At 68.6% G+C, this 16,323-nt stretch carries 15 protein-coding genes and 2 pseudogenes; 9 read left to right on the plus strand and 8 right to left on the minus strand.

Annotated elements, in window-relative coordinates; all coding sequences use genetic code 11:
* Positions 1 to 92: 92 nt before the first annotated feature.
* Both ACXDF8_RS01875 and ACXDF8_RS01880 read left to right on the plus strand, forming a co-directional pair.
* Positions 93 to 1,655, plus strand: coding sequence for an MFS transporter (locus ACXDF8_RS01875; RefSeq protein ID WP_457221540.1), 1,563 nt, complete (start codon positions 93 to 95; stop codon positions 1,653 to 1,655).
* 68 nt (positions 1,656 to 1,723) lie between these two features.
* Positions 1,724 to 3,388 carry an acyl-CoA synthetase gene (locus ACXDF8_RS01880; RefSeq protein WP_457221541.1) on the plus strand — a complete coding sequence of 555 codons (1,665 nt, stop codon included), beginning with the start codon at positions 1,724 to 1,726 and terminating at the stop codon, positions 3,386 to 3,388.
* Here ACXDF8_RS01880 and ACXDF8_RS01885 read toward each other — a convergent pair.
* Positions 3,385 to 4,206, minus strand: a complete 822-nt coding sequence (locus ACXDF8_RS01885) for a mycofactocin-coupled SDR family oxidoreductase (protein WP_457221705.1) — start codon at positions 4,204 to 4,206, stop codon at positions 3,385 to 3,387. The two genes, ACXDF8_RS01880 and ACXDF8_RS01885, sit on opposite strands and share 4 nt — an antisense overlap.
* Before the next feature lie 159 nt (positions 4,207 to 4,365).
* On the opposite strand from ACXDF8_RS01885, the pseudogene ACXDF8_RS01890 reads away from it, so the two are divergent.
* Together ACXDF8_RS01890 and ACXDF8_RS01895 are read left to right on the plus strand one after the other, a co-directional pair.
* Positions 4,366 to 4,563: pseudogene (locus tag ACXDF8_RS01890) on the plus strand (oxidoreductase); the annotation flags it as partial.
* Positions 4,560 to 5,237, plus strand: coding sequence for a YoaK family protein (locus ACXDF8_RS01895; protein ID WP_457221542.1), 678 nt, complete (start codon positions 4,560 to 4,562; stop codon positions 5,235 to 5,237). The pseudogene ACXDF8_RS01890 and the gene ACXDF8_RS01895, both read left to right, overlap by 4 nt.
* On the opposite strand, the gene ACXDF8_RS01900 is transcribed toward ACXDF8_RS01895, so the two are convergent.
* Together ACXDF8_RS01900 and ACXDF8_RS01905 are read right to left on the minus strand one after the other, a co-directional pair.
* Positions 5,238 to 6,044 carry an SDR family NAD(P)-dependent oxidoreductase gene (locus ACXDF8_RS01900; protein ID WP_457221543.1) on the minus strand — a complete coding sequence of 269 codons (807 nt, stop codon included), beginning with the start codon at positions 6,042 to 6,044 and terminating at the stop codon, positions 5,238 to 5,240. It lies immediately after the preceding gene.
* Positions 6,045 to 6,047: 3 nt separating this feature from the next.
* Complete coding sequence (locus ACXDF8_RS01905; protein ID WP_457221544.1) at positions 6,048 to 6,902, minus strand: LLM class F420-dependent oxidoreductase; 855 nt, start codon at positions 6,900 to 6,902, stop codon at positions 6,048 to 6,050.
* A 95-nt stretch (positions 6,903 to 6,997) separates the two neighbouring features.
* Between ACXDF8_RS01905 and ACXDF8_RS01910 the strand changes: the two genes are divergently transcribed.
* The 3 genes from ACXDF8_RS01910 to ACXDF8_RS01920 all read left to right on the plus strand — a co-directional run bounded on the left by ACXDF8_RS01910 (position 6,998) and on the right by ACXDF8_RS01920 (position 10,060).
* Complete coding sequence (locus ACXDF8_RS01910; protein ID WP_457221545.1) at positions 6,998 to 8,470, plus strand: adenylate/guanylate cyclase domain-containing protein; 1,473 nt, start codon at positions 6,998 to 7,000, stop codon at positions 8,468 to 8,470.
* Positions 8,471 to 8,753: 283 nt separating this feature from the next.
* Positions 8,754 to 9,215 (plus strand): class I adenylate-forming enzyme family protein, encoded by a 462-nt coding sequence (locus ACXDF8_RS01915; protein ID WP_457221546.1) that lies wholly within the window; start codon positions 8,754 to 8,756, stop codon positions 9,213 to 9,215.
* A 443-nt stretch (positions 9,216 to 9,658) separates the two neighbouring features.
* On the plus strand, positions 9,659 to 10,060 hold the full coding sequence (locus ACXDF8_RS01920; RefSeq protein ID WP_457221547.1) for a DUF6941 family protein: 402 nt from the start codon (positions 9,659 to 9,661) through the stop codon (positions 10,058 to 10,060).
* Positions 10,061 to 10,075: 15 nt separating this feature from the next.
* Here ACXDF8_RS01920 and ACXDF8_RS01925 read toward each other — a convergent pair whose 3' ends face one another.
* Genes ACXDF8_RS01925 through ACXDF8_RS01940 form a run of 4 tightly spaced genes read right to left on the minus strand, consistent with a single transcriptional unit; the run spans position 10,076 to position 13,453 of the window.
* Complete coding sequence (locus ACXDF8_RS01925; RefSeq protein ID WP_457221706.1) at positions 10,076 to 11,248, minus strand: cytochrome P450; 1,173 nt, start codon at positions 11,246 to 11,248, stop codon at positions 10,076 to 10,078.
* 47 nt (positions 11,249 to 11,295) lie between these two features.
* Positions 11,296 to 12,000, minus strand: a complete 705-nt coding sequence (locus ACXDF8_RS01930; protein WP_457221548.1) for an NIPSNAP family protein — start codon at positions 11,998 to 12,000, stop codon at positions 11,296 to 11,298.
* On the minus strand, positions 11,997 to 12,200 hold the full coding sequence (locus ACXDF8_RS01935; protein WP_457221707.1) for a ferredoxin: 204 nt from the start codon (positions 12,198 to 12,200) through the stop codon (positions 11,997 to 11,999). Before ACXDF8_RS01935 ends, ACXDF8_RS01930 begins: the two co-directional genes overlap by 4 nt.
* Before the next feature lie 14 nt (positions 12,201 to 12,214).
* Entirely contained in the window at positions 12,215 to 13,453 is a 1,239-nt protein-coding gene (locus ACXDF8_RS01940; protein ID WP_457221549.1) for a cytochrome P450, read from the minus strand.
* 101 nt (positions 13,454 to 13,554) lie between these two features.
* Between ACXDF8_RS01940 and ACXDF8_RS01945 the strand changes: the two genes are divergently transcribed.
* On the plus strand, positions 13,555 to 14,106 hold the full coding sequence (locus ACXDF8_RS01945) for a TetR/AcrR family transcriptional regulator (protein ID WP_457221550.1): 552 nt from the start codon (positions 13,555 to 13,557) through the stop codon (positions 14,104 to 14,106).
* 29 nt (positions 14,107 to 14,135) lie between these two features.
* Positions 14,136 to 15,032, plus strand: coding sequence for an LLM class flavin-dependent oxidoreductase (locus tag ACXDF8_RS01950; RefSeq protein ID WP_457221708.1), 897 nt, complete (start codon positions 14,136 to 14,138; stop codon positions 15,030 to 15,032).
* A 76-nt stretch (positions 15,033 to 15,108) separates the two neighbouring features.
* Here ACXDF8_RS01950 and ACXDF8_RS01955 read toward each other — a convergent pair.
* A pseudogene (locus tag ACXDF8_RS01955) lies at positions 15,109 to 16,322 on the minus strand (FAD-dependent oxidoreductase).
* Position 16,323 lies beyond the last annotated feature (1 nt).

The following is a 16,323-nucleotide window of genomic DNA, read 5'->3' on the forward strand; positions in this document are numbered from 1 at the left end:
CTACCGGGAGAAGTGGAGGGCCACCACCAGTTGCGGTTAGCGTCGGTGTGGCAAGTGGTTGACGTCCTCCACTTCCGCCCAAGGAGCTAACCGTGTTCAGCACCACAGTCCAAGACCGCCCGCACCGGCGCCACCCCCAACCGGAGCGGGGTCTGCGCGGTAACCCCTGGTGGATCCTCGCGGCGGTGTCGGTCGGCGTCATCATGGTGGGACTCGACGCCTCGGTCGTCGCGCTGGCCAATCCACGGATCGCCACCGACCTCAATGCCTCGCTGTCCGACCTGCAGTGGATCACCGACGCCTACCTGCTGAGCCTGGCGTCGCTGCTGATCTTCGGCGGCAAACTCGGCGACATGTTCGGCCGGCGGTTGGTGTTCCTGATCGGCGTCGTCGGGTTCGCCGCCACCTCGGTGGGGATCGGCGTGATCGGCAGCGTCGGCGGTGTGATCACCATGCGAGCACTCCAGGGCGTCTTCGGCGCGCTGCTGATGCCCAGCACGCTGGCGATCATCCGCAATGCCTTCCCGGCCCACAAACTCAATACCGCCATCGGCATCTGGGGTGCCGCCACCGGGGTGTCGGTGGCGGCCGGGCCCGTCCTCGGTGGTGTCCTCGTCGAACGCCTCAACTGGGAGTCGGTCTTCTACATCAACGTGCCGATCGCCGCCGTCGCCGTGCTCATCGGCGCGGTGGCCGTCGTCGAGAGCCGCAGCGACCAGCCCAGCCGGCTGGACGTGGCGGGCATCCTGACCCTGTCCGGCGGCCTGTTCCTGCTGGTGTACGGGCTGATCAAGGCGCCGGAATGGGGCTGGCTGGACCCGCGGACCGTCGCGTTCCTGATCGGCGGTGCGGTGCTAATGGGAGCCTTCGTCATCGTCGAGCGGAACACCGCCGACCCGATGCTGCCGCTTCGGCTGTTCGCCGACCGATCCCTGTCGATCGGGGCCGCCGTCGTCACCATCAACTTCTTCGCCTTGTTCGGCGCGTTGTTCTTCATGACGCTCTACCTGCAGAACCTGCAGGGCTGGAGCCCGATCGAAACGGGTGTGCGCACCCTGCCACTCAGCGCGGCGATGATGGTGATGGCCCCGCTCTCGGGCGCCCTCACCCAACGGTTCGGACCGCGCCCGTCGATGGTCGCCGGCCTGCTCGGCGTGACCGGCGGGCTCGCGTTGCTGAGCCGGCTTGCCGCCGACTCCGGCTACGGCGCGATCTGGCCGGCGTTCGCCCTCCTCGGTGCAGGGGTCGGGCTGGTGCTGACGGCCAGTTCGGAGGCCATCGTCGGCAACGCCCCGGTCGACGACGCCGGCGTGGCCGGCGGCCTGCAGAGCACCTCGGTGCAACTCGGCGCGGTACTGGGCACCACGATCCTGGGTTCGGTGCTCGCGAGCAAGGTCGGCTCGACCCTGACCGACAAGTTGACCGCCGCCGGGACGCCGGCACCGATCGCTGAAAAACTCGCCCCGGCAAAGGAGTTGGTGACCAAGGGGCTGGCGCCATCGGTTCCCGGCGCGCCACCGCAGCTGACCGCGGCGATCGCCGGCGGCAGCCACGAGGCCTTCATGGCCGGCCTACAGCTGTCGATGACGGTCGGGGCGCTCGCGGCCGCGGTGGGCGCTGCACTGGCCCTGTTCGTTCGGCGTGGCCAAGGCTGACCCTCTCCGCACACCGGCGTGGCAGACTAGAACGCGTTCTAGTCTGGCCGCACAGTGCAGGAGAGTCCATGGGCAGCAGCGCCGTCAGCTTCAACCTCTCGTCGGTGTTTCGGACCGTGGCCACCACCCTGCCCGATCACCGGGTGCTGATCTGGCGGGACCGGGAACTGTCCTACGCCCAGATGGATGCTCGGATCGACGGGATCGCCCACTACTTGGCCGCGCACGGGCTGGGCTGCCACACCGAGCGCGACCAGCTGCAGCCGCACCAGTCCGGTCAGGACCACCTCGGGCTGTACCTGCGCAACGGCAACGAATACCTCGAGGCAATGGTCGCCGGCTACCGGGCCCGCGTTGCGCCGTTCAACGTCAACTACCGCTATGTCGCCGAGGAGCTGCTGTACCTGCTCACCGACTCGGGCGCCAAGTCGCTGGTGTACGGCGCGGAGTTCGCCCCGCACGTCGCGGCCATCCGGGACCGGCTTCCCGACCTGCGGGTGCTCATCCAGGTTGCCGACGCTAGCGGCAACGAACTGTTGCCCGGCGCGGTCGACTACGAATCGATCGTCACCACCGCCGAGCCGGCCGACGGCATGCCTACGCCCACCGGTGACGACCTGTACATCCTCTACACCGGCGGCACCACCGGCATGCCCAAGGGCGTGCTGTGGCGCCAGCACGACATCTTCATGTCGGCGATGGGCGGACGCCCGTTCGGCTCCGACACGGTGTTGCAGTCCTACGAAGAGCTCGCCGAGCAGGCCCGCACCAACGCCGGTCTGCGGACGATCCTGATGATCCCGCCGCTGATGCACGGCGCGGCGCAGTGGGCGGCGTTCAACATGATCAGCACCGGCGGCTGGGTGGCGATCCCCGACGACGTCGACCACATGAACGCCCCTGCGGTGATGCGGCTGGCCGAACGCGAACGGGTACTGAGCATCCCGGTGGTGGGCGACGCGATCGCCCGTCCCCTGCTCGACGAGATCGAGACGGGCAAATACGACCTGTCCGGATTGGTGACGATCACCAATGGCGGTGCCCCGCTGTCACCGACCGTGCGTGAGCGCCTGCTCGCCGCGCTGCCCAATTTGATGGTGCTCGACGCGGTCGGCGCCTCGGAGACCGGCATGCAGATGACCACGATGGCCGCCAAGGGTGTGGAGTCGAAAGCTGCGACGTTCACCCCGCAGCACGACACCGCCGTCATCGCAACGGATCTCAGCCACGTGCTAACGGAGGGCGAGGGCTGGCTGGCGCGGCGCGCCTACGTGCCACTCGGATACCTCGGTGACGCCGAGAAGTCGGCGCGAACCTTCCCCACGATCGACGGCGTGCGCTGGTCGGTGCCGGGCGACCGGGCTCGCCTGCTGCCCGACGGTCAAATAGAGCTGCTCGGCCGCGACTCGGTGACCATCAACTCCGGCGGGGAGAAGATCTTCGCCGAGGAGGTCGAACGCGCCGTCGCCAGTCATCCCGCGGTGTACGACGTGGTGGTCGCCGGGCGGCCGTCCGAACGCTGGGGCAGCGAGGTGGTGGCCATCGTGCAGTTCGCCGAGGGCAAGTCGGCCACCGACGACGAACTCACCGAGGCCTGCCGCGCGCACATCGCCCACTACAAGCTGCCCAAGGCCTTCGTCCGCACCGAGAAGGTGCTGCGGTCGCCGGCGGGCAAGGCCGACTACCGCTGGGCCAAGGCCCTGGCAGCGGAAAGCCTTGGCGCTCAGGGCTAGATCTTCAGGTAGCCCTTGTCGGCGGGAATCTGCGCGGCGGTCACCAGCGAGGAGGCGTCGCTGGCCAGGAACAGCACTACTTCGCTGACCTGGTGCGGGGGGACCAGCGAGTCAGTGGGCAGCGCGCCCGGTGAGAAGCTGTGGATGTACTGCGGATGCTGCTGGAACAGTTCGTACATCGACAGGTCGTTGCCCAGCGCGGTGTCCACGCCGTAGGTGTGGATCGAGTTCACCCGAATCCCGTACTCGCCCAACTCGATCGCCAGTGAGTTCGTCAACCCGACCACGCCGAATTTACTCGCGCAGTAGTGTCCCGCACCGGGCACCGCCTTGAGCCCGGCGGCCGAACTGGTCACGACGATCGACCCGCCGTTGCCTGCCTCGATCATTGCCGGCACCGCGGCTTTGACGGTGTTCCACACCCCCGTGAGGTTGGTGTCGATGGTCTCCTGCCATTGCTCGGCCGGGATCTCCCAGGCCCGGCCCCAACTCATCACCCCGGCGTTGGCGACGACGACGTCCAGGCGCCCGAATTGTTCGACGGCAGAAGCGATCACCTGCTGCTGGCCGGCGAGGTCACGGACGTCGACCCGCTCTGCGCTGACCTTGACACCCTGGTCCTCGACGAGGCGGACGGTCTCGGCGAGGTCTTCGGGTTGCGCCGGTGCATACCCGATGTGCTCACCCACCGGCCCGCAGGCGTCGATGGTGACTATGTCGGCGCCGGCCCGCGCCAGCCGGACGCAGTGTGCGCGGCCCTGTCCCCTGGCTCCGCCGGTGACGTAGGCGACCTTGCCCTCGAGTGGGCGCTCGGTGATCACGGCCCCACCATACGATCGGTGCGCTCGTGGGTGGCCGGAATGCGGCAATGAGTGCCGCGGGGCCTCGCCGCGGAGGGAACAAATCGAAGCGCGACCGCGCTTGTGGACACTGTGCACATCGATGTCAGCGGTAACACGGCACTGGTGACCGGATCCACCCAGGATGTCGAGGAGTTCGTCCACCAACTCGTCGACCGGCCGCTGCCGTGGGAGGATGCCCAGCGGCAGTTCAGGATCCAGTATCGGCCGCAGTCGCTTCTGCAGCGGTTGATCGCACCGGAAGAGGTCGCGCACATGGTGGTGTGTCTCAGCTCGCCGCCGGCCGCCGCCACGACCGGCGGCGCGTTGCCGTGACCGCCAGCGCTGCACGCACCTCGCGCGCCGCCATCGCCGGGTTGCTCGCCCTGACCGCCGGGACCGGTGTCGTCGACGCCGTGTCCTACCTGGGCCTGGGTCATGTGTTCGTCGCGAACATGACCGGCAACATCGTCTTCCTCGGATTCGCCGCCAACCCGCATTCCGGGTTGTCGGCGGCGCTGGCCCTGATCGCACTCGGCGGCTTCCTGCTCGGCGCGCTCGCCGGTGGTGCCGCCGGTCACCGGTTCGCCGGATCACACGCGTGGCCCACCTCGGTGTTGCTTGCCCAGGCCGCGTTGCTCGGTGCCGTGGCGGTCGCGACGGGAACCGCGGGCATCGCCGCCCTCGGCCGCCCGATTGTGGTGGCGGCGTTGGCATTCGCGTTCGGCCTGCAGAACAGTACCGCGCGCCGGCTGGCGGTGCCCGACCTGACCACCACCGTCCTGACGCTGACGGTGACCGGGCTGGCCGCCGACAGCCGGATCGCGGGCGGACCCGGCGCCAAGCCGGTGCGCCGGTTCGCCTCGATCACGACGATGCTGGCCGGCGCCGCCGGAGGCGCGCTACTGGTCCAGGTTTCGGTCCCGATGACCATCGCGGCCGTCGCCATCTGCGTCGCCGTCGCCGCCGGCCTGTTGCACGCCGATCGGTTGGTACGACAGCCTCACTGATCAGGCCGGCCCGAATCGCGCCGTGCCAGAGTCGGTGTCGTGGTACCACCCGCCGGCGGCCTGAGTACCCCCGTCGACGTGCAGCGTCTGCCCGGTGATGTAGCGGGCCATGTCGGAGGCCAGAAACACTGCTGTGGAGGCGATGTCGTCGACATCGCCCAGCCGCCCCAACGGGACCGCACGGCTCAGTTCCGGGCGGATTCCGGCGGGTGAGAGGTTGCGCAGTCCCTCGGTGACGGTGATGTCCGGCGCGATCGCGTTGACCCTGATCCCGTGCGCCGCCAGTTCGAAGGCCGCAGTCCTGGTGTAGTTGATCACCCCGGCCTTGGCCGCCGCATAGGCCGCGTAGCCGGGAGCGGCGCGCACCCCCTCGATCGAGGTCAAGGAGATCACGCTGCCGCCGCGGCCCTCGGCGACGAGCTGGCGGGCGACCCGCTGGGTGCACAGCAGCACATGGCGAAGGTTGGCCCGGTACAGCGCATCCCAGCCGTTTTCCGTGGTGTCCAGCAGCGACGAGGGGAACACCCCGCCGGCATTGTTGACCAGGATGTCCAGCGGGCCCAGTTCGTCGCGGGTGCGGCGAAGCGCGGCCTCCACCTGATCGGAATCCCGAACGTCGGTGCGGACACCGAGCGCGCCGAGTTCGCTAGCCGTCGCGGCACAACTGTCCGGATCACGCTCCCAAAGAGCGACTTTCGCGCCGAAGGCCATCAAGCCCGCCGCTATGCCACGCCCGATCCCGGCACCGCCACCGGTGACGACCGCGACGCGGTCGGTGAGCAGGATGTCCGACGGTCCGATCGCCACGGGCTATCCGGCCCGGCCGGCCGGCGCCAGCACCTCGTCGGCGAAGCGGGCTATCCCGTCGAGGGCTTCCCTGGTGCGCTGCCACGGCATGACGATCAACCGGTCGATGCCGGCCTCGGCGGCGCGCTCGACGTCCAGTGGCGAGTGCACGGGTGCCGACGTGGTGACCTGCGGGCGCCCGGACCGACCGTGCTCGGCCCACAGCGCCGACAACCTCTGCAGGGAGGCCGGGAGCTGCTCGAGGGTGTGGTTCATCGGGATCCAGCCCGCGCCGAAGCGAGCCACCCGGCGCAGCGCGGGCACACCGTCCCCACCGACGTGAACGGGCGGGCCGCCGGGCTGGACCGGTTTGGGTTCGAAGGCCACCGCGTCGAAGTCGAAGAACCGCCCGTGATGGGCGACGGTGGGTTCGGTCCACAATGCCCGGCACACGCCCAGCGCCTCGTCGACGCGAGCACCGCGGGTGCTGAAATCCAGGCCGGCGGCGTCCCACTCCTCGCGCAGCCAGCTGGCGCCGACACCGAAGTCGAAGCGGCCGCCGGAGACGATGTCCAGCGTGGCGGCGGCGCGCGCGCTGACGAACGGGTGGCGCAGCCCGATGTTGTAGACGTAGGTGCCGAGCCGGATGGTGCTGGTCTGGCCGGCCAGGTAGGACAGATAGGCGATCGCGTCGTACATCGGGGTCTGCGGCGGGATCGGCGGATGGCCGTCGCCGTTGTGGGGGCTTCCGGACATCGCCGCGGGCAGCACCAGGTGCTCGGGCAGCCACACCGATTCGAAACCCAGCTCCTCGGCACGCACGGTCAACTCGCGCCACAGGCCGGGGTGGACACCGCCGAGGGGAATGCCGAACTTCACAGCGCGGATGTTACGCAGCCCGCGCGCGGCTGGGAAGTTCTACTCTTGATTTTGGAGAGCGTGATTCTGCTGCCCGCTCGCAGTAGGTTTGCCCAATGACGGCGAGCAGGCTGAAGGTCCGCTACGCCGCCGCACTGGTGCTGGCCCAGATCCTGGCCGCCGTCGAGTTGACCGCCCTGGTGATACCGCTCCGCCATGATCTGGTCAGCGACGCCGACACCCTGTTCGCCACCGACACCCTGATCGCCGCGTCCGTGCTGGCGGCCCTCGGCCTCGCCGTCGTCGCCGGCTACGCGGCCGTGACCGTCGACCGCAAGTTGGGCTGGTTCATTGCGGGCCGGCCCCCCGGCCCGCGGGACCGGTTGTTCGTCAAGCGGTTCCTGCGCAACCAGTCGGTGCTGCTGACAGCGATCTGGTCGGTTAGCGCGGTGGTGCTGTTCGTGGTCAACCGCGACGGTGGCGCGGTGGTCGCCTGGCTGCTCGTGATGACGACGGTATTCGGCATCACCACCTCGACCGGTGCGGCCCTGCTGCTGATCCAGCGGCCGATGCGCCCGATCACCGCCGCCGCGACATCGCCGGCGGGACGCGACACTGCACCGGGGATACTGCCGCGGCTGCTGTTGATGTGGCTGATGAGCAGCGCCCTGCCGACCATCGGCATCGCCATGGTGGTGGTCATGCGGTCCAACGGGTGGATCATCCAGAAGACCGCCTCGGTGGAGCTGCCCGTGATCATGCTGTCGGTGATCTCGGTGCTGGTCGGCCTGCGGGGCATGGCGATCGTGGCGCTGTCGATCTCCGACCCGGTGCGTGACGTCGTCGACGCCATGGCCCGAGTCGAGCGCGGCCAGATCGACACCACGGTGGACGTCTACGAGCGCTCCGAAATCGGGCGGCTGCAAAGTGGGTTCAATCGCATGGTGGCCGGGCTGGCCGAACGTGACCGGCTGCGGGATTTGTTCGGGCGCCACGTGGGTCCCGACGTGGCCCGGCGTGCGTTGAGCGACACCGACACGCTGACCGGCGAAGTGCGCGACGCCGCCGTGCTGTTCGTCGACCTCGTCGGCTCGACGCAGCTGGCGCAGACTCGCGCGCCCGGCGAGGTGGCCGAGGTGCTCAACCACTTCTTCCAGATCGTGGTGGCCGCAGTGGACGAACGGGGCGGGCTGATCAACAAGTTCCAGGGCGACGCGGTGCTGGCCGTATTCGGTGCACCCTTGCCCAGCGCGCGGGCGGCGGCCGATGCGCTGGCCACGGCTCGCACCCTGGCCGTCACGCTACGTCGCCTGCCGGTCGTCGACTTCGGCATCGGGGTGTCGGCCGGGCCGGTGTTCGCCGGCAACATCGGTGCGGCGCACCGCTACGAGTACACCGTCATCGGAGATGCGGTCAACGAGGCCGCGCGGCTGGCCGACCGGGCCAAGTCGACGCCGCAGCGCGCCCTGTGCTCGGAGGCCGCGCTGGCCGGTGCCACCGGCGACGAGCGCCGGCGCTGGGCCGAATGTGCCACCGAGGTGTTGCGCGGCCGGCTGGACCCGACCCGGATGTCCGCACCCATCGGCTAGCGCCCACCCCAAGCGTCTGCTGGCGGGTCTGACCTCTTTCGAGCCTGCGCCCAGCGCATCGATCCCGCGCTGAGCGCGCCGATGCGGGCCTCTCCCCCGCGCTGACCGCAGAATCGATGTCCGCGGGCCTGACCCGATCGCGCCAGCTGCCGCACCTGCTGGATCCGCAAGCGCCACAACCGGTGAACCCGGTGTGCGCAGGATTCTTCACCGTCGCCGGCAGCGCCGACCTGAGCCACCATCCCGGTTCCGTCGGCCGGCCGTACCCGACGGGGTGGGCGAGGTGCTGGTCCGCTCCCCCACCGTGATGCTGGGCTACCTCGGAGTCGGCTCCGAAAGTCCGCACAACCCGGTCGATTCCGAAGGCTGGTTGCACACCGGTGACCTGGGCCATCTCGACGAGGACGGCTGTCTCTTCATCGACGGGCGCAGCAAGGACATGGTGATCCGCGGCGGTGAGAACATCGCCTGCCCGCATGTCGAGGCCGCACTGCTGAGCCACCCCGACGTGGTCGAGGCGGCCGCGATCGGACTACCCGATCCCGACCTCGGTGAGGAGCTGGCGGCTGTCGTCGTGCACCGGCCAGGACAGCGGGCGCCGACCGAGGAGGAACTCGCCGGCCACTTGCGCGGTGTGCTCGCCCATTTCGCCATCCCGACCCGCCGGCACATCCGCGAGCAGCCCTTGCCGACGGTGGCCGGCGAGAAGGTGGACAAGAAGAGCCTGGCAGCCGAGTTCGGCTGATTCACCACCAATCCCGAGTCTTGGGTGTGCCGACATCGGATACCCACGCTCCATGCGAGCAGTCACGGTGGAGCCCGGGTCGTCGGATTCGTTGCGGGTCGCCGACGTCGACGATCCGGTGCCGTGCGGAGCCTGCGCCCATGGCGAGTTCGACATGTGCCGCAACGGCCGCTACACCGAACGCGGGATCAATGAACTCGACGGCTACGGCAGTTCCCGGTGGACCGTCCACGCCGACTATGCGGTGCGCCTGGACCCCTCGCTGCGCGACGTCGGAATGCTGCTCGAGCCGACAACCGTGGTGGCCAAGGCCTGGGAGCAGGTGTGGGCGGTCGGAGAGCCTCGTCGGGTTGATCGACACCGCCCGCCAACTCAGCGGACACTCCACGCGTACGTCGGCACGCCATGCCGAGCAGCGACTGGACTGACTACCATCGGCGAGGATGAGGGCCATCGTCTTGCTGGCGCACAGCGGTTATCTCGACAAGAGCGGCACCGTGCACGCGCTCGGGCCGGGGTGGACCACCAGCCCTACTCCCACCGCGCAGCACGTGCTGATCGTGTTCGTCGAGGTGCAGTGGTCCGAACTCGGCGCGTCGTTCCCGATCCGTGCCGAGCTCGTCGACAGCGACGGCAACCGGGTGGCGCACACCGAGGAGAACGTGATCAGGGCCCGCCGCCATCCGGTGCACCCCGAGGGCACACCCGTGACGATTCCGTTCATCGCGACCATCCCGCCGCTGAATCTGAAAGTCGCCGAGCGCTATCAGTGGCGGGTGACGATTGCCGGGGAGATGCACGAGGACTGGCTGGCCGGTTTCACCGTCACCGCCGACGAGAAGTGACGGCCGCGTGTCGGCTCAGACCCGGACCGGCACGTTGTTCCAGCCCCACTGGAAACTCGACGGCGGCCGGTACGCGGCGTCTTCGACGATCTCGTAGTCGGGTACGCGCGCCAGCCACTCCTCGACGAGCACCGCGATCTCCAGGCGGGCCAGGTGGTAGCCCAGGCAGAAATGCTGTCCGCGGCCGAACGCCAGAGACCGCTGGATGGGCCGGTCCCAGATGAACTTCTCGGGCTGCTCGTACTCCCGCTCGTCGCGGTTCGCCGACGCCAGCAATGTGATGATTCGCTGTCCTGGCTCGATTGTCGTGTCATGAATCGTGTAGGGCCGCCGCAGAGTTCGCGCAAACCACTGCGCGGGCGCGCAGTACCGGATGATCTCCTCGCGGGCCACCGGAACGTTGGCGGTCGGATCGGCGCGCACCGCGGCGAGCTGTTCGGGGTGTCGGCGCAGTTCCCATAATCCGTGCGCGACGATCTTGGGAACCGTCTCGGTGCCCCCGATGAACACGCCCAGCATCTGGGTGGCCACCTCGGTATCGGTCAGCGCCGAGCCGTCGGGCAGCCGATAGGCGAGCAGGTTCTCGACGATCGGCACGGGTGCACCCTGGCCGGCCCGCACGCGCTTCACCACCGGGATCAGGTACTCCAGATAGCCTGGCCGGGCGTTGGCCACCTCGACGCCGCTGCCCGGCTGAGCAAGGCTGCCCGCGTTGACGGTACCCAGCACGTCGGCCGCCAGATCGACCGGCAGGCCCAGCAATTCGCACACGATCGATGCCGCGACGATGCCGCCGTAATCCTGGGTCAGGTCGAAGCTTCCCGACCCCAGCAGCGCATCGAGGCGCGCGCCCGCCAGTTCCCGGATACGGTCGGCCATGGATGCCGCCGACTTGGGCCGAAACGGCGCTGCCGTGCACCGGCGCACCTCGTCGTAGAGCGGCGCGTCGAAGTTGGCGTGAAACGGCAGCGGGTGCAACGGCGGATCGGACACCGGGCCGGTGTGGTGCCGGGACAGCACCGCGGCAGCGGGCAGTGTGCCCTCCGACGCGACGAAGGTGCCGTCGTTGATCTCGAGCACCCGCCAGACGTCATCGAACCGAGACAGCGCGAAGGTGTCGAGGGCCTCGATGTAGTAGAGCGGATACTCGTCGCGCAGCGTGCGGTAGAAGGGCCGCGGATCGGCCATCACGGCGGGATCGAACGGATCGTAGGAAAAATGCTGCACGGCAACCACTATCGCAGCGGCGACGGGGGCAGGGCCTGCAGGATGGAGTCTTCCCAGCCGTCGCGCAGGGCGGGTGCGACGCTCATCCAGGTCACGATCTCAGCCGGCGGGCTGTCCTTCCACGAGGGGTAGTGGTTTTCGAAGCAGTCCCAGTCGCCGTCCAGTGCCCAGTAGTGGATGACCTCGTTGAAGCGGAACGTCGTGATGAACGAGCCGAGCCAGCGTTTCCCGGTGCTTTCCGACCACGGGACGTAGAGCCGCTCCAACTCGCGGATGTAGTCGTCCTGGCGGCCCGGCTTGGTCTGCATGATCTCCTGGATCACCAGCCCGGCAGAGAACTTCGACTCGGTGAGCTCGGCCAGCGGCCGATTGCTGCGGCCGGCGTACATGATGCGGCCCTCTCCTGATGCTCCGACTCCGGCCAGGTAGTCCGCCCAGGCCATCGCGGCGGCGTGGTGACTTCCCCCGGGTGCCTGCGACCGGCCGATACGGGCGTAGTCGGCGAAGGCGTCAAGTTCCCAGATGATCGTCACCTGCGGCCAGTGCCCGTTGTACGGCGTCGCCTCCCAGATCGAGAACAGCCGCGCCCCAAGCTGTTCCATCATCGGCTGATAGGTGCCGGTGAAGTGCTCGGTGAACCGGTCGGTGCGCTCACCGCCCAGCGAGATGGTCTCGTGCAGGTAGAGCAGGGTGTGTCCGAAGTACTTCTTCACGAACTGGGATCCTCGATCAGCGACAGCGCCGCGGCTGGGCACTGGATGACGGCCTGCTGCAGCCGCGCCCGGTCGGATTCGGGCCGGCGATTGTCGTGGATGTGCACGCTGCCGTCATCGCGGACCTCGAACACGTCCTCGGCGATGGTCTCGCAGATGCCGTGTCCGGTGCACTTGGCCAGGTCGACTTCGATACGCATGGTCGGCTGCCCGCTCACCGGACGAAGGCCGGTAGGTGCTTGATCCCATGCACGAACGTGCTCAAAAGGTAGTCCGGCTCGCCGAACTCAGCATCCACACGGAAGAGAAGTTCGCGGAACAGGTTTCGCAGCTCGGTGCGGGCCAGCTGGTTGCCGAGGCAGAAGTGTGGACCGCCCCCGCCGAAGCCCAGGTGTGGATTGGGTGAACGCCGCAGGTCGAATTCACCCGGGCGGTCGAACGCGGCGTCGCGGTTGGCCGAGCAGTAGAACAGACCGACCTTGTCACCCGCCGCCAGCCGCTGACCGGCCAGTTCGGTGTCCTCGGTGACCACCCTGGCGAACTGCAGCACCGGGGTGGCCCACCGGATGAACTCCTCGACGGCCGGGCCGATCCTGGCGTCGAAGTCCGCCATCAGCCATTGCCGCTGGGCCGGATTCGTCGCTAGCGCCAGCATGGCATGCGACGTCGTCTGCTTGGTGGTGTCGTTGCCGGCCGAGGCCAGCAGAATCAGGAACGCACCGATCTCCTCGTCGGTCAGCCGGTGCCCGTCGACCTCGGCGTTGACGATGCTGGTCATCAGGTCGTCACCGGGGTGGCGCCGGCGGAATTTCGCCAGCTCGATTCCGGTGCCCGCCAACAAGAACATCTCGTTGACGGTCGCCTCGGCGCGTTCCTCGATCGTGCTGTATTCGTCGTCGCTCATGCTGAACAGCTTCTCGGCCGCTTTGGCCAGCGCGTCCCGCTCGGAGTTGGGCACCCCCAACATCTCCGAGATCGTCATCATCGGCAGCCGTGCCGAGCAGGCGGAGACGAAGTCGACCTCACCGGCGCCGACCAGGTCGTCGACGACGGTGGCTGCGTTCTTGCGGACCTGTTCGTCGATCTGAGCCACATTGCGCGGCGTGAACGCGGCGCTGATCAGCCGCCGATACACGGTGTGCTGCGGCGGATCCATCATCAGGAAGAACGTGGCGATGCGCTGAATGTCGGCCGGCATCGGATCCAGTGCGATGCCGCGAGCGGAACTGAACAGCTCGGGATGCAGACTCACATGGACGATGTCGGCGCGGCGGGTCAACGCCCAGAAACCGGGTTCCTCCATGGGGAACAGCGAGGGCAGCGGCTCGTGCCAGGTGAGCCCATCGGTGGCCCGCAGCGCCGCGAACGTCTCGTCGCGCTCGGCGAACGGCCGGCTCCAGAAGTGCCGCGACGTGATGTCGTGGGTGCTGTATGTATGGGACTCCGCAGACACGAGCACAGCGTGACACTTGGCCCAGAATTTGTAAAGATCGGGAGCATCGCAATGTGGCCATCGGCGTGACACCCGGGCCGCGACCTGTAATCCTTGTAGGCGTGAGTCAGCCGCCGGCACAGAGCACCGTCGCGGTTGCCGACGAGGACGAGACCTCGTCGCGCAATCGCATCCTGAAGGCTACCGCCGAAGTGCTCGCTCGCAGCGGTCAGACGAAGTTGAGCCTGTCCGAGGTCGCGCTGCAGGCCGGGGTGTCTCGACCGACGCTGTATCGGTGGTTCGCGTCGAAGACCGAACTGCTCGACGCGTTCGCGTTCTACGAGCGGGAGATGTTCGACACCGGGATCAGCCGTGCCACCGCGGGATTGCGGGGCACCGACAAGCTGGACGCCGCACTGCAGTTCATCGTGTCCTACCAGCAGACCTACTCCGGTGTGCGGTTGATCGACATCGAACCCGAGGTGGTGATCGCCCAGCTCGCGCGGATCCTGCCGATCATGCGAGCGCGCCTCGAGCGGTTGCTCAGCGGCCCGAACGCCGGAGTCAAGGCAGCGACCGCCATCCGGGTTGCGCTGTCGCACTACGTGGTCCGCAGCGACGACGCCGATCAGTTCCTGGCCCAGCTGCGCCACGCCGTCGGCATCAGAGGGTGAGCCTCGACGTCGGGGTGTACGTCCCGCAGATGGGCTTGTCCTACGCCGACGTGCTGCACCGCGCCCGACGCTGCGAGGAGCTCGGCATCGGCTCGCTGTGGCTCTACGACCACATGTACGGTCCCGGCCTTCCGGAGGTCGACTCCCTGGAGGCGTGGACACTGGCCACCGCGTTGCTCAGCCGCACCGAGCGGCTGCGGGTCGGACACCTGGTGCTGTGCAACCAGTTTCGCCATCCGGCCATCCTGGCGAAGATGGCGACGACGCTCGATCAGGTATCGGGCGGCCGCCTGCAGCTGGGGGTCGGCAGCGGCTCGATCGAGGACGAGCACCGCCGGCTCGGGTTGGAATGGGGTTCTGTCGCCGAGCGTTCGGGACGCCTGGGCGAGGCACTGGAGATCCTGACCCAGGCGTTCGCGCAGGGCCGCATCGACTTTCGGGGCGAGCATTACACCGTCGAGGACATGCCGTTGCGGCCCGCGGCGGTCCAGCGCCCGCGACCGCCGATTGTGGTCGGCGGCGCCGGCGAGAAGTGGACGCTGCCGTTGGTGGCCCGCTACGCCGACGTCTGGAACGTCCCCACCTACGCGCTCGGCGAGATGGCGCACAAACTGGGCGTCCTGCGCTCGCTGTGCGACGACATCGGCCGCGACCCGGCCACCATCGTGATGTCGGTCGAGGCCGTGCTGGCCCTCGCACCGGATGATGGCGCACTGGAATCCACCCGTGCGATTGCCGAAAAGCGATTTGGTGGGCCAGGTTTCGGCCTGCATGACGGGGGGTTGATCGGCACCCCCGCGGCGATCGTCGACCGGTTGGGCGAGTTGGAGGCGATGGGCTTCGGTCAGGTGGTGCTCTTCACCCACGACCGGGCCTCAGACGCCACGCTGGAACTACTCGCCACCGAGGTGCTGTCCCAGCTGTAGGTCGTCGGCGGAATCGAGTGTGCGTCAGCGGCGGGATCTGGACGCCCATTTCGCCCTGACCGCACAGTCGAGGCCCTCAGCGCACACTCGGCGGCCTGCGCGCGAAGTCTGGCGCGTGCTCGGGTCGCACGCCCACCCCCACTAAGTAGGCCGGGATCACCGACAGCCACGGCAACCGGCGGACCAGCGCGCCGACGAAGACAGGCGGGTCGGCCACGCCGCCGGCCATGATCGGCGCCACCAGTGCCCGGTGCATGACCCGCTGCAGCGCCTGGGTGACCACAGCCGGCGGCGGCGGACGGCGGCCAGCTGACGGTCGGTGACGTCGCGGCGCAGCAGCGGACCGGCCAGCAGCCGCGCCGCGCCGACCGCGTCCTGGACCGCGATGTTGATGCCCACCCCGCCCATGGGTGACATGGCATGCGCGGCGTCACCGAGACACAGCAGGCCGTCGATGTGCCAGCGCCTGAGCCGGTTGAGCCGCACGTCGAGGAACTTCACATCGTCCAGCGAGGTGAGGCAGTCCATGTCGGCCTCGGGCACCAACTCGCGCAATTCGGCTTTCAACGCGTCCAGCCCTCGGGCGCGCAGCCGTGCGTCACTGCCCTTCGGGATCAGGTAGGCGATCTGGAAGTAACCCTCCCGCGGGATCATGATCAGCATTCGGCCGGGCGCGAACCGCGGGATCAGGGTGTACTGCCCGCCGCTGCCACGCGGCAACCGGAACCACCACACGTCGAAGGGCACCTTGAACTCGCGCGCCGACAGACCCGCACTGTGCCGCACGATCGACCCACGACCGTCACACGCGACGGTCAGGTCCGCGTGCAGTTCGCCCTCGCCCTGAGGCGAGGTATAGCGCACCCCGGTCGTCCTGCTGCCGCTGCGCAACAGGCCGGTGACCTCGTGCTCCAGCAGCAGGGTGTACTTCGGTTCGGCCGCACCGGCATCGGCCAGCAGGTTGAGCAGATCCCATTGCGGGACCATCGCCACATACGGGTGCGGCTGCCGCAGCCTGCGGAAGTCCACCATGGTGACCTGCTTGTCGCCCATCGGCAGCTCCGCGTGATCGACCCGGCTCTGCGGCAGAGCCGCGAAGCGCGGGCCTAGCCCCAACTCGTCGAGCAGCGCCAGCGTCGTGGGATGCACTGTGTCACCGCGGAAGTCACGCAGGAAATCAGCGTGCTTCTCCAGCACGGTGACCTCGACACCGGCCCGGGCGAGCAGCAACCCGAGCACCATGCCGGCGGGGCCGCCGCCGACGATCGCGCACGTCGTGGAGTCGGTCATG

It is taken from the genome of Mycolicibacterium sp. CBM1 (assembly GCF_054073305.1).

What these genes read in the sequence shown, in the direction of transcription:
- ACXDF8_RS01880 (WP_457221541.1), top strand. Translation starts at nt 1,724, where the DNA reads ATGGGCAGCAGCGCCGTCAGCTTCAACCTCTCGTCGGTGTTTCGGACC.
- ACXDF8_RS01910 (WP_457221545.1), top strand. Translation starts at nt 6,998, where the DNA reads ATGACGGCGAGCAGGCTGAAGGTCCGCTACGCCGCCGCACTGGTGCTG.
- ACXDF8_RS01920 (WP_457221547.1), top strand. Translation starts at nt 9,659, where the DNA reads ATGAGGGCCATCGTCTTGCTGGCGCACAGCGGTTATCTCGACAAGAGC.
- ACXDF8_RS01925 (WP_457221706.1), bottom strand. Translation starts at nt 11,248, where the DNA reads ATGGCCGATCCGCGGCCCTTCTACCGCACGCTGCGCGACGAGTATCCG.
- ACXDF8_RS01935 (WP_457221707.1), bottom strand. Translation starts at nt 12,200, where the DNA reads ATGCGTATCGAAGTCGACCTGGCCAAGTGCACCGGACACGGCATCTGC.
- ACXDF8_RS01950 (WP_457221708.1), top strand. Translation starts at nt 14,136, where the DNA reads ATGGGCTTGTCCTACGCCGACGTGCTGCACCGCGCCCGACGCTGCGAG.